Source organism: Polaribacter butkevichii, from assembly GCF_038024105.1.
Taxonomy (GTDB): domain Bacteria; phylum Bacteroidota; class Bacteroidia; order Flavobacteriales; family Flavobacteriaceae; genus Polaribacter; species Polaribacter butkevichii.
Genome location: NZ_CP150661.1, coordinates 2,146,235 through 2,159,835, shown reverse-complemented (window position 1 = coordinate 2,159,835; position 13,601 = coordinate 2,146,235). Strand labels below are relative to the sequence as shown.

The window sequence follows — 13,601 nt, the reverse complement described above, 5'->3', positions numbered from 1 at the left end:
GTTTTTTATGAAAACCAAAATTACAAACCTCATAGGTTTTACAAAACGGGTATTTATACCTGTTTTTAAAATAAGTAACTTACTTTTAATTGTTTAATGGCATAGATAAGCATTGTGCCATCCTCCTATGCTGTTTTTTTTCTCTGTACCTATTTGATATTGATAAGGTTTAAATTTTTCTTTAATGAGTTTATGATATTTACCATTTTTATAGCGTAACTCTAAAAGATTTTGCTCAAAATTAGTTCTCTTTGTTAAGAGATTTGTTTTTAAAGATCCTCGTGGTCCAATTAATTTGGTTTCTTCTGGTTTTGTTTTTTCGTCTAAAAAATCTTTAATTAGGAGTCCGTTTTCATATCCTAATAAAGCAAATATAGACGGACGTTTATAATATGTTTCTTGGTATTTATCGATAAAAACTTTATTTTCATTAGAGGCTACTATTTCAGACCAAGTTGTTAAACATCTTGCCCCATCAAAGATTAACGGAAACTGGTCTAGTACTTTATCTTCTATTGTAAATGGCCCAGTAAATAAAGGAGTTGTTTTGTAGATTTTACTTTCTTTTAAAAAGGTTGCGTGTTCTTGAGCGTAAATACCGTTGTGAAAAGCAAAAATAGCATCAGCTTTAATTTCTTTGGCAAATTGGCTCATAATTTGGGCTTCATTTTTACGTGGTTTTATAGGTGTAATGTAGTGTCCTGCAAATTTTCCTTTTTTATCAGTATAAAGTGTTTTTTCTAGGGCTTCGATAAAACCATAGCCAGTATCATAGTAACAGGTAGAAATACCAATATTGTTAAGTCCGTTATTTAATAAATATTCACCTAATTTAGAAGTAGAACCATAAAGATCAAAAGAATTACACCAAACGTAGTTTTTTCCTTCTAACGAAATAGGTCTTGTAGCTCCCATATCTGAATAAATTAAAGGTTCTTCGCTACCTTCTACAAAATCTAGAATATCCTTTAAATCATAATGTCCTAACAAGCCAGTTGTAATTAAAACATCTTCTTGGTTTACTAATTTTTGAAAACTATTAATAATTGATTTAGAGTTAGTTGCTAAACCAATTCCTTCTATTTTAAGATTTACTTTTTCTCCCAAAGACAGTTTTAAACCATTTAGAAACTCTTTTCCCATTTTAGGGTATGCCTTTGACATTGGTAATAATACGCCTATATTTTTCACTTTTTATCTTTTAAATAAAAAGGGAACTCTTTAGAATTCCCTTTATTTTTTTGATTAATGTTATTAGCTTCTAGAAGGAAAGATTCCAAACTCTGCAATACATACGTTAATACCTAAAAAAGGATTTCTACTTTGTATGGGAATATTACCTCCTGTAGCTGTTGTTGCTCCAGAAATATTAACTCCTCCTAATTTATCTGCTGTTGTTGGGTTTTCTCTATAAATATCAGGCATACTCCCAGAAGTACCAAGGGTATTTGTACCGTTATCTGATTCTTGTGTAGGGTTATTATTATTTGTAGTATATACATCTACGTTTGCAACCCCATTAACTAGAGCATGAGAATGAGAAGGCATGTTTGCTGGTGTAACGTAAAGTTGCTCTGTTCCGCCTCTTTCTCCCCAGTTAATTGAGCTTAAACCTGGGCCGTGACCAATGTGTACAATACTTCTTCCTCTTAAATCTGGAAGCCCAAAAGATGTTCTACCATCTCCACCAAAGGTTGTTCCTAAAAGAGAAAACAAGGCAGAGTTAGATGAAATAGCAATAAGTTGTCCGTCGCATTTTGCCCAACCTCTTGGTGCAAAATTAAAACCAAACGGCTGAATTTGTCCTATAAATGGATCCATAATTTTATTTTTAGTAGTTAGTAATTTAGTTTATAATAAGTTCTTGTAGGCTAATAGGTATCATTGTTCCGTTTGTGGTGCTTAGATGTAATGTACCAAGATGATCTATTGTTGCAGTTAGTTCACCTCCACCTTCGTATCTATAATAAGCTTCGGTAGTAAGAGTTCTAACTAATACGCCCCAGGTTTCTTTTGGTGTTGGGTAACCATCTAGTTTTTTGTCTCCTAAATCTATAAAGTTAATTTGCCCTAAGCCAGGAACCATAAAATAGATAGATCCTCTGTTGTTAAATACCATATTACCTCCTTCTTTGGCTATGGTTACTCCGTTGGAAGAGCCAATGTCATAGAGGTAATCATTTTTTACTGTTAATGTATACATAAAATAAGTTTTAGTTAAACGAATTTCAAATATACTAGTAAGATTTAAAGGGCTTAAAGGTGCTAAGACCCTAATGGAAAAACGGGTATAAGTACTTGTTGATTAGGTTTTTATACCCGTTTTATAAAAAGAGACTTTATTTAAAGATTAAAATCTGGTGTAATCTCTATTAATTTTTTTTGAATTCCGTAAATAACCAAACCAGCTACATTTTTAGATTGTGTTTTAAGAAGTAAATTGTTTCTATGCCCTTCTACGGTTCTAGGGCTTATAAAAAGTTTGTCTGCAATTTCTGCGGTGGTATATTGGTCGCAAATTAACTCTAATACATCTATTTCTCTTTTAGAAAGCAGCTTTTTATCTAAATCGCTTTTTATACGTTTTCCACTAGATGAAATAATATTCTCATGAATAATCTTTAATACCTTTTCATCGTAATAAAACCCTTTTTTACTTACTTCATTAATGGTATGAATGACCATTTTAGGACTCGTATTTTTAAGTAGGTAAGAAGAAGCGCCAACATCTATCATGTTGGTAATAAAAGATTTTCCATCGAAACTAGTTAGGGCAATTATTTTAATTTCTGGATATTTTTTATGGATAACTTTAGTGGCTTCTACACCATTTATTTCTGGCATTTTTAAATCCATTAAAATAATGTCTGGCTTTTCTGTAGTAGTAGAAATAAAGTCTATTAGTTTTTTGCCATTTTCTGCTTCGTAAGAAATAGTAAGATTTTCTTCTCTTTCTAATAAAAAACGAATTCCTTTTCTAAAAAGTTCTTCATCATCAGCAATTATAATATTAATTTTTTTCATCATCTTGAGGGTATATTACAATTAAAATTTTAAAACCGTTGCCTATTTCACTACCAATACTATACTGTCCGTTTAATAAAGAAATTCTACTTTCTATATTTTTCATACCAAGACCTTTTTTATTATCTATGTTATCAGTATTAAAACCAATTCCATTGTCTGTATAGCTAAAAATTAATTTATTGTTTTTTTGAGAAATGTGTATGGTGCTATTATTTGCTTTTCCATGTCTTACAGAGTTGTTAATTAACTCTTGTGTAATTCTAAATAGGTGTAATTCATTTTGTGGGTTTAAATATTTGTTGGGGTAGTTAATAGTGTATGCAATGTTAATTTTTCTACTATTATTAAAGGTGTCTGCTAGTTCTTCAACAGCATCTTTAAAACCAAATTCTTCTAAAATAGGTGGTAATAGATTGTGCGCAATTTTACGGGCACTTTCTAAGGTTTTGTCTGTTGCTTCTAAGATGCCATTATTAACAATTAGGTATTCTTCTGGCGATAATTCTCCGTCTTTTAAAAGATTTGCATTAAGGTTAATTACATTTAGTTTAGAGCTAATATCATCATGTAAATCTTGTGCAATACGTTTACGTTCTTCTTCTTGCGTTATAATAATAGATTGTATAATTTCTTTTTGATGTGTAACTTCTAAATTTCTTTTTTCTAATTCTTTTTCCACTATTTTTTTTCTAGAGAAGAAGAAAAATAATAGCAAAGCAACTCCCATTAGAAGAAGCATTAAAACACCTATTAATACTATTGTTATCACTTGATTTTCTTGAGCAAAAAATTCTTCCATTATGAGGTTTTAAAAACGCCAAAAACGAATTTACGGAATAATTTTTTATATAAAGATAGTTGTCGTTACACGATTAAAAAAACCTAAATTTAAAAACAGGGGTTTTTACCTAGTTGATTGTTTTTAAGGTTTTTAAATTATTAGTTGTTTTTAAAGCGGATAGGTCTTTTAAAATTTTGATACCATTCTATAAAAATAGCAATCTGAAAAATAAAGTATAAAATATTATTAAATAACCAAACATATGTTTTTACCTCTTTACTACCAATATTACCTAATGTAAAAATTAGTGTGCTACAAAGTGTGTATATAAAAAAACCAGAGTTAAAGTAAATGTATTTTTTACTTGTATTAGAATCTATCCTTCTTATAAAAAAGTAAAAACTATAAATTATTAGGGGTATTGAAGTGATAACAATTTCTAATTCAGACCATTTTATATAAATCTTAGGATTTACTTTAAGGTATATGATTAAAGACAATGCAACCAAAAAGATTAAAAACCTATTAACAATCTTATATTTTTTTACTTTAAACAATGTGGAAAAGAATAGACTTAAAAGAATAAACTGACCAATAAAATAATAGTGACTTAAAAAAAGATTATGTTCTTTTAAATGAAATAAATACGAGGAATAAAACTGAATTGTACAACAAAGTATTAGATACATAATAAAGTACTTTAAAGCTTTGTCTTTTTTTGTATAACTTATTATAAATGAAAGGGTGTTTATGGCTAAAAAAAAATAGCCACCATTTGTAAGAAATTCATCAAAAGTCATTTAGTTATTTGTATTTATAAATTTCTATTCGTGTTTTATAAAAGTACTATTTTTTATGTTTTTTTTTGATTTAAAATTTTTATACCATTCTATAAAGATTAAGATTTGGTAAACTAAATATAGAGATACATTAGAATACCAAAGAACTTCTTTTAAGGAAGATTTTATATTACCAGCAACAAATAATAGTGTGCTGCAACTTAAATAGAGGAATAAACCAGAGTTTATATAAATAAATTTTTTATCTTCATTATCAATCCTTTTAAGAAAGAATAAGAAACTATAAATTATTAATGGAATTGAAGTTACAATAATTTCAAAAATGTTAAATTTATAGTATGTTTCAGGGTCTTTTGTATAATAAATGCTTATAAAAATTAGACCAATAAGTAATATGTATTTTATCCCTTTTTTGACTGAATTCTTTTTTTCAAGAGATGAATAAAAAAAACTTAATAATATAAATTGACTAATAAAATAGAAGTGACTTAAGTATAAATTATTAATTCCAAGTTGAAATAAAACAGAAGAACTTATTTGTATTAATAAAGTTAAAAATAAGTATATGGAAAATACTTTAAAAGCTATCGAATAATTTAGATAGCTTTTAAAGTAAAAATATGTATTTATAATTAAAACAAATATTCCTATAAAGGATATTAAGTCAAAAAAAGACATTAATTTAAAGGGCTAGCTTCATCGCACATTTCTGGACAAGGCCTTGAGAAATCAAAAATACCACTATCATCTGCACTTTCAGCAGCTAAAGTATTTCCCTTAGTAGCACTAGGCAACATATCTTTTCCGTTTTCATCTACGCCTACAATCATTAATTTTTCTTCATATTCCTTTTCACCTTTACTGTTTGTAGATTCTTTTACACCAATATATGCGCGTATACTTTCTACTCCGTCTTCCGCAAGAACTTCTTGTAAATCTATTTTTGGGATGTTAAAAGCACGACATTTATGGTATTTGTTGTAGTCAGATTCTAAGTTTCTCCAGTTTTTAGCCCATTTTTTGGCTTCGTCTAGAGAAATGGTGTTTACCTTAGAAGGTGTTGGTACTGGAGTCTTTTTTTTAGTACCATTAATATTAATGTTAAAAGTAATGTTGGTGTTTTTGTTGTTTTTTACAGTTAAGTCTACACTTTCTTTTAAGTTTTCTAAGTTTTCGTTACAATTACACATAAGTTTAAGTATTAGTTTAAATTAAATTTAGTTAGGCCATAAAGTTATGTAAAATAAATATCATTGTATGGGAAACCATAATATAAACTAAAAGTAGATGTTGTTACCTTGTGTGTTATTCTTTAATTCTATTTTGTATTGGTTTAAAAATCCGTAATTTCGTACTATGCCTACACCTTTAGAACTTCAAATTAAAACCTTACCAAATGAACCCGGAGTTTATCAATATTTTGATAAAGAAGATGTAATTATTTATGTAGGTAAAGCTAAAAATTTAAAGAAAAGAGTTGCTTCTTACTTCAACAAAAATCATGAAAATGGTAAGACCAGAGTTTTAGTAAAAAAGATTGTTAGCATTAAGCATATTGTGGTTAATACAGAAACAGATGCTTTATTATTAGAAAATAACTTAATTAAAAAATACAAACCACGTTACAATGTTTTGCTAAAGGATGATAAATCGTATCCTTGGCTTTGTATTAAAAAAGAACGCTTTCCAAGAGTTTTTATGACACGTAGAGTTATAAAAGATGGGTCAGAATATTTTGGTCCTTATACCTCTATAAAAACGGTGCGAATTTTATTAGATTTAATTAAAGAATTATACCCGCTAAGAACTTGTAATTACGATTTAAGCCATCAGAATGTAAATGAAGGTAAGTATAAAGTTTGTTTAGAATATCATCTAAAAAATTGTAGAGGTGCTTGTGAAGGTTTAGAAACGGAAAGTCATTACAGTAATTCTATTGCAGAAATTAGAAACATTATAAAAGGAAACTTTAAAGAAAGCTTAGATAAGTTTAACCAAATGATGTTAAACTTTGCCGAAAAAATGGAGTTTGAAGAGGCGCAGAAAATTAAAGAAAAGTTACATTTATTAAGCAATTACCAGTCTAAAAGTACCATTATAAATCCGTCTATAAATAATGTAGATGTTTTTTCTATTATTTCTGATGAAACACATGGATACGCTAATTTTTTAAAGATTTCTAACGGATCTATTATTCAGTCTCACACTACAGAAATTAAGAAAAAATTAGAAGAAACTGATAAAGAATTATTAGAGCTTTTTATTGTTGAAATTAGACAACGATTCGATTCTCAATCGCCAGAAATATATGTGCCATTTAAAGTAGATTTAGGAGAAATAGTAAAAGTTACCATTCCTAAATTAGGCGATAAAAAACGCATTGTAGAACTCTCTGAAAGAAATGCAAAATACTACAGGCAAGAGCAATTTAAGCAGGTACAAATTGTAGATCCAGACAGACATGTTAAAAGAATTATGGCGCAAATGAAAAAAGATTTGCGTTTGCATGTAGAGCCACGTCATATAGAATGTTTCGATAATTCTAACATCCAGGGTACAAACCCTGTGGCGGCTTGTGTGGTTTTTAAAGATGGTAAACCAAGTAAAAAAGATTACAGACATTACAATATTAAAACAGTGGAAGGGCCAGATGATTTTGCGTCTATGGAAGAGGTTGTTTTTAGAAGGTACAAACGTTTGTTAGAAGAAAAACAACCGTTGCCTCAGTTAATTATTGTTGATGGAGGTAAGGGACAATTATCATCTGGTTTAAAAGCGTTAGATGATTTAGGTTTAAGGGGTAAAATTGCCATTATTGGTATTGCAAAACGTTTAGAAGAAATTTATTATCCAGGAGATCCAATTCCTTTATATCTTGATAAAAAATCGGAAACTTTAAAAATAACACAGTATTTACGAAACGAGGCGCATAGATTCGGAATTACGTTTCACAGAAATAAGCGTAGTAAAAGTGCCATTAAATCTGAGTTAGAACAAATTCCTGATGTTGGTAAGCAAACAATTACAACTTTATTACGTAAATTTAAGTCGGCTAAACGTGTTAAAGAAGCTTCTTTAGATGAATTAAAAGAAGTTATAGGAAATGCCAGAGCTATAAAAGTATATCAATTTTTCAATCCTGAAGCAAAATGAAAAATTTTTTCTTAGTATTTTTCTTAGTATTTTCTGTTAGTTCCTTTAGTCAGAAAAAGCAACCAAAAGTTGGGTTAGTTTTAAGCGGAGGAGGCGCAAAAGGCTTTGCCCATATTGGTGTTTTAAAAGAAATAGACAAAGCAGGTTTACAGATAGATTATATTGGTGGCACAAGTATGGGCGCAATTATAGGTGGCTTATATGCAATAGGATATTCTGGAGAACAGATAGAACAAATTGTTTTAGAAACCGATTTTGTTTCATTATTACAAGATAAAATACCCAGAAATTCTGAACCTTTTTTTGAAAAAGAATTTGGAGAGAAAACAGTATTTACTCTTCCTGTTCATAAAGGAAAAATAGGGCTGCCTAGAGCGGTTTCTAAAGGGCAAAATGTACTCAATTTTTTAATGGAATTATTAGCTTCTGTAGAAGGTATTTCTGATTTTAAAAAATTTCAAATTCCTTTTTTTTGTATTGCAACAGATGTAGAAAACGGAAACGGTGTTTTATTAGAAAAAGGTTCTTTGCCTTTAGCCTTAAGAGCTAGTGGATCTTTTCCAACCCTATTAAACCCTGTGGTTTTAGGAGATAAGTTGTTGGTAGATGGTGGAATAGCAAATAATTTTCCTGTAAGTATTATGAAATCTAAGGGAGTAGATGTTGTTATTGGGGTAGATGTAGAAGGTAAATTGTACGATAAAGAGAAACTAAACTCTGTGGTTGCTATTATGGACCAGATTGTTAGTTATAAAATGTATAGTATTACTGATAAAGAAAAAGAAAAGTTAGATGTGTACATTCATCCAGATATAAAGGGGTATAATGTTGTTAGTTTTGATCAGAAAGAAGAAATTTTACAGAAAGGGATTGAAGAAGGACAAAAATTTAAGGACGTTTTTAAAAAGCTAGCTTTAAAACAAACGCATAAGAAAAAGCATAAAAAATTAAATTTTGATGATCAAAAATTTAAAATTACCGATATCGATTTAACCGGTTATAAATACTATACAAGAGCCTTTGTTTTAGGTAAAATAAAGATTAGAGAAGGAGATAGCCTTTCTAGAAAAGAAATTACCAAAAGAATCTATTTTTTATCATCCACAAAAAATTATGAGAAAATAGAATATAAATTAAGTAAAAAGAAAGACAACACGTATAGTTTAAAATTGCATTTAAATGAGTCTGATGAAAATGCAAATCTAAAATTAGGGGTTCATTATGATTTTTTATACAAATCGGGAGTTTTAGTAAATTACAATCAAAAACATTTATTACTAGAAAACGATTTATTTTCTTTTGATATGATTTTAGGTGATAATTTAAGATATAACTTAAATTATTTTGTAGATAATGGGTTTTATATTAGTTATGGTTTTAGGTCTAGGTATAATCATTTTAGATCTAATTCTAAGTTTAATCCAATTGTTTCTGAGTTTGCAAATGTGAGTAGTATCAATTTAAAATATACAGATATAACCAATCAATTTTTTTTACAAACTACGTTTAATAGAAGGTTTGCTGTTGGGGTAGGTTTAGAGCATAAATATGTAAAAGCAACCACAGAAACAATTGCTTCTGCGAGTAACCAAGAAACTATTTTTGATGCCAGTCATTATTTAAATAGTTTTGGGTATATAAAACTAGATACGTACGATAAAAAATATTTTCCTACCACAGGCTATTTTGCAGATTTAAACTTTAAATGGTACATGGCTTCATCTGATTATAATGAAGATTTTACACTTTTTGCACAAACAAAAGGAACCTTGGGTTTTGCAACCACTTTTTGGGATAAACTAACTTTGCAAGTAACAAGTGAAGCAGGTTTTACTTTAAATGAGACCAAATCTGATGTTTTTGATTTTTATTTAGGAGGTTATAACAAAAATTATATCAATACGTTTGTTTCTTTCTATGGATATGATTTTGCAGAACTGTCTGATAATACTTTTTTAAAGACAGAGTTTAATTTTAGATATGCCATTGCAAAAAAACATTATGTTTCTCTTATAGCTAACTATGGTAGGTTAGAAGACAACGTTTTTAAGAATATAGATCTTTTTAAAGATGTAAAATCTGGGTATGCCTTAGGATATAGTTATGATACCTTTATTGGTCCGTTAGAAATTAAATATAGTTGGTCTCCAGACAATAAAGATAATTATTGGTTATTTAATTTAGGGTTTTGGTTTTAGATCAATCTTTATAAAAAAAAAGCCATGAATTAAATTCATGGCTTTTTTTTATGATAAACTTGTACTTATTTTACAGCTTGTTTTGTACTTAAATGAAACTCTTCATAAGTTTCTAATAAGTTCATTAAAGCTTTAATTAAATCTTTTGTTTCTAAAAGAACACTAAAATATAAGGTTGTGTTTTTTGGACTCGTTTCATCTGTTCTAATTCTTGCAACTTGCTTTTCTATAGATGATGATACATTTTTTAACAACTCTGTTTTTTCTATTAAAAGATCATTAAGGTTATCTAAGTCTCTTTTTTCAAAAATAGTAGCCTCTTTAGTTAATAAAGTAGATAATTGAGCACTGATTTCTTTTAAATCATTTATTTGTGCTTTCTTTAAGTTTTTATGATTGTTGTTTACGTGCTTGTAGCTTGCTCTAGAAATATAACTAATAGATTGTGCTACGTCTTGTAAATAACCTAGAACCATAATGTAAAATCTACTAGCTTGTACAGAAGTTTCATCTAAAGATTTAATAAAATAGAAAACACCATCTTTTAAACCATCAATTTCATCATTAAGTTTAGCAACGTGTTTATCTGTTTTACGTAATTTATTTAAATCGTGGTTAGATAAATCATTTACAACATTTGTATATAATTTGTTTACACGGTTTACAACTTCAGAGATATGATCTGCACTTTCTTCAATAACTCCGTTAATTGTAATTAATTCGGCTCTTTCTATAAATTCTTGTTTTTTAACTTCTTTAGATTTTTTTCTATGATTTAAAGTGTTTCTAGTAATTAAAAACGCAACCACAGCTAATAAGATAGGTATCATAATCATGTCCCAACTTATTAAATACGCTACTAAGGCTGCAGCTAAAAAGGCTATAATTGCAGTTAAAAACCATCCACCAACAACATTTATTACACCTGCAACTCTATATACAGCACTTTCACGTCCCCAAGCTCTATCGGCTAAAGAAGTACCCATGGCAACCATAAAAGTTACATAAGTAGTAGATAAAGGTAGTTTCATAGAAGTTGCAATAGAAATTAAAATACCAGCAACAATTAAATTTACAGAAGCTCTTACTAAATCGAAAGCCGGTAATTCATATGTTTTGTCTTTTGGTAATTCTATAACAGGTTTCTGAAATTTAGAATCTATATATGCTAAAGTAGATTTAGGAACGATATAAGTAATACCTACATTAAGTCCCATGGCAATTCTTACAAATACTCTAGACAAAGTGTTTGGTTGAAATTTTTCATGTCCTTCTCCTTGACGAGATAAATCTATTCCAGTTTTTATTACGTTTTGTGCTTTACTAGAAGTCCATAAGGTTACTACCATAATTAAACCAGCCACTAAAAGTAGCCAAACATTAGAAGGTACTTTTTTTGCTAAAATTCCCATAGAAAAAGCATCTGCAGCAACACCAGAAACTTCCCAAGTTTGGTAAGAGTTCCAAGCGGCAATAGGTACACCTACAAAGTTTACCAAATCGTTTCCAGAGAATGCCATTGCTAAAGAAAAAGTACCAATACCAATAATTAATTTTAAGATATTAACTTTAAAAAATTGTATTAAAATTTGAGAAATAATTGCCCAAGTTACAAAACTACCTGCTATAATTAATAAGGTGTTTCCTTCAATTAAGTGCTCTATATCTTTGTAAAAAGGAGTTCCTTTTAATCCTTTAATAATGATGAAATAAGTAATTGCTGTAATTGCAAAACCACCAAATAAAGCACTAATATAAGTAGCTCTTTTATCAAAATTAAAAGAATAAATTAATCTAGAGGTAAATTGTACAATTGCACCTACAGAAAAGGCAATTACAACGGAGAGTAGAATTCCGAAAATAATTTTAGTCGCTGTTTCATGATTGATATAGCTCCAAAGGTCTGAGAATGATTGTGCCTCATTTGCAGATATTTTTATCAAAGAAATACAAACTGCAGCACCTAACAATTCAAAAACAATAGAAACGGTAGTTGAGGTAGGCATTCCAATAGTATTAAAGATATCTAGTAATAAAATATCTGTAATCATTACGGCCATAAAAATGAACATAATGTCTTGAAACATAAACATATTTGGGTTAAAAATTCCCTTTCTAGCAACTTCCATCATTCCACTAGAGGTAACGGCACCAAAAAACACACCTAAACTAGCAATTATCATTATATTTCTAACAGATAATGCTTTAGAACCAATGGCCGAATTTAAGAAGTTAACAGCATCGTTACTTACTCCTATAACTAAATCTACAATAGCTAAAATAGCTAAAGCTACTAACATTAAAATATATGGATCTCCCATGTTGTTTATTTAATTTTTTTTGTTCTGCAAATTTACAAACACAAAAAATTGTGAATGTTATGTTTATGTTATCTTAATTATTATTAAAAATGAATATCAACTTGTAATCTAAACAGTAGTTGATCTGATGTAAAACCAATATCTGTATAGCTTAGGTCTGTTTGTACTTTTAATTTATGACCTGCAATATATTTAGAAACACCCAAAGTGTATTGATTTTCTGCCCCTTTACCTGTAATATTTCTATCTAAAGTAACATTTGTGTAACGTGTAGATATTTCTACTGTTTTAGAAATTAAGTAACCAGATTGTACATTTAATCCGTTACCAACCTGTACAATATCTCCAGTTAGAGTTCCATCAGTATTTTTTGCGAATGGATCATCTGCTTTTCTATTTGCGTATTCTGCCATTAAAGAAAACCCTTTGTGTTTGTACATAGCATCAATAAAAACATTAGAAATATCTGTACTATACAATGTACCACTATTATTGGTCATATAGCTACCTTGGTTTCCTCTATTTCTAACGGCATTTTTATTTATATTATATCCAAAGGCAACAGATAGTTTTTGATGCTCTTCAAATTTTAAATCACTTCCTTTATAATCACCTTTGCTTGTGAAATCTCCAAAAGGGAAAAACTCAACTCTTGCGGTGTATTGATGACCACCTTCATTTCCTGTAGTTACGTTTCTTCCTTCACCCTGAGAAACAGAAAGTGTTTCTTTCATTAAAAAGGTTTCAGATAGTTTTGTTTTATGTTTTAGTTGAAGTCCCATGTCTCTGTCTATATTAAATCTACTATTTAATAAAGAACGATCTACCATTTGTAAATTACCAGAAGAAATAACACGTTCTCTATTGCCTGGTAATTTTGTTTGTCCAAACCATAAAACAAAATTTCCTGAGAAATTCCATTTTAAAACGGCATCCATTATGTATCTAGGTGAGTTGTGTGTGTATTCAGATGCACCAGATTGATCTCTATTAGATAAACCTAATTCTACTTTGTATTCTAATTTAGGAGAATAAGCAAAACCGTTAAACTTTAAACGAGACCTTCTAATTAACATAGATGTTTCTGGATTAGAAAGACCATTATTTACATCCCATTGAGAAGTTGCTAAGGTTTGGAATCGAAATCCTACTTTCATAGTCCAAGTACTATCCTTACCAACTAAGTTAAATAGCCCTTTACCAAACTTTGGGGTATTAGTTTCTTGTCCGTTTGTGGTTAAGAAAGTGCACAAACAGGTTACAATTACTGCTATACACAGTATTGAAATTCTCATAATTATTAGTTTTTGTCACTGCAAAG

The 13,601-nt window shown here is 29.1% G+C and carries 10 protein-coding genes; 2 read left to right on the top strand and 8 right to left on the bottom strand.

Annotated elements, in window-relative coordinates; genetic code table 11:
- Window positions 1-93: 93 nt before the first annotated feature.
- From WG951_RS09100 to WG951_RS09075, 6 genes are all read right to left on the bottom strand, one after another.
- A complete protein-coding gene (locus WG951_RS09100) occupies window positions 94-1,191 on the bottom strand; it encodes an ABC transporter substrate-binding protein (RefSeq protein ID WP_105050099.1) in 1,098 nt (365 codons plus the stop codon).
- Between the two features lie 63 nt (window positions 1,192-1,254).
- Window positions 1,255-1,821, bottom strand: coding sequence for a phage tail protein (locus WG951_RS09095; protein WP_105050100.1), 567 nt, complete (start codon window positions 1,819-1,821; stop codon window positions 1,255-1,257).
- A gap of 25 nt (window positions 1,822-1,846) precedes the next feature.
- Window positions 1,847-2,203: a hypothetical protein gene (locus tag WG951_RS09090; RefSeq protein WP_105050101.1), complete on the bottom strand. Its 357-nt coding sequence runs from the start codon at window positions 2,201-2,203 to the stop codon at window positions 1,847-1,849.
- Window positions 2,204-2,343: 140 nt separating this feature from the next.
- On the bottom strand, window positions 2,344-3,027 hold the full coding sequence (locus tag WG951_RS09085; protein WP_105050102.1) for a response regulator transcription factor: 684 nt from the start codon (window positions 3,025-3,027) through the stop codon (window positions 2,344-2,346).
- The gene (locus WG951_RS09080) at window positions 3,011-3,826 is read right to left on the bottom strand and encodes a sensor histidine kinase (RefSeq protein ID WP_105050103.1); all 816 of its coding nucleotides are present in this window, start codon (window positions 3,824-3,826) and stop codon (window positions 3,011-3,013) included. The genes WG951_RS09085 and WG951_RS09080 overlap by 17 nt, the downstream gene beginning before the upstream one ends.
- A 1,459-nt stretch (window positions 3,827-5,285) precedes the next feature.
- Window positions 5,286-5,798: a hypothetical protein gene (locus tag WG951_RS09075; RefSeq protein ID WP_105050106.1), complete on the bottom strand. Its 513-nt coding sequence runs from the start codon at window positions 5,796-5,798 to the stop codon at window positions 5,286-5,288.
- A gap of 166 nt (window positions 5,799-5,964) precedes the next feature.
- On the opposite strand from WG951_RS09075, the gene uvrC reads away from it, so the two are divergent.
- A complete protein-coding gene (gene uvrC, locus WG951_RS09070) occupies window positions 5,965-7,761 on the top strand; it encodes an excinuclease ABC subunit UvrC (protein ID WP_105050107.1) in 1,797 nt (598 codons plus the stop codon).
- Complete coding sequence (locus WG951_RS09065; protein WP_105050108.1) at window positions 7,758-9,959, top strand: patatin-like phospholipase family protein; 2,202 nt, start codon at window positions 7,758-7,760, stop codon at window positions 9,957-9,959. The genes uvrC and WG951_RS09065 overlap by 4 nt, the downstream gene beginning before the upstream one ends.
- A gap of 65 nt (window positions 9,960-10,024) precedes the next feature.
- On the opposite strand, the gene WG951_RS09060 is transcribed toward WG951_RS09065, so the two are convergent.
- Window positions 10,025-12,280 carry an inorganic phosphate transporter gene (locus WG951_RS09060; protein WP_105050109.1) on the bottom strand — a complete coding sequence of 752 codons (2,256 nt, stop codon included), beginning with the start codon at window positions 12,278-12,280 and terminating at the stop codon, window positions 10,025-10,027.
- 83 nt (window positions 12,281-12,363) lie between these two features.
- Window positions 12,364-13,575: a porin gene (locus tag WG951_RS09055; protein WP_105050110.1), complete on the bottom strand. Its 1,212-nt coding sequence runs from the start codon at window positions 13,573-13,575 to the stop codon at window positions 12,364-12,366.
- Window positions 13,576-13,601 lie beyond the last annotated feature (26 nt).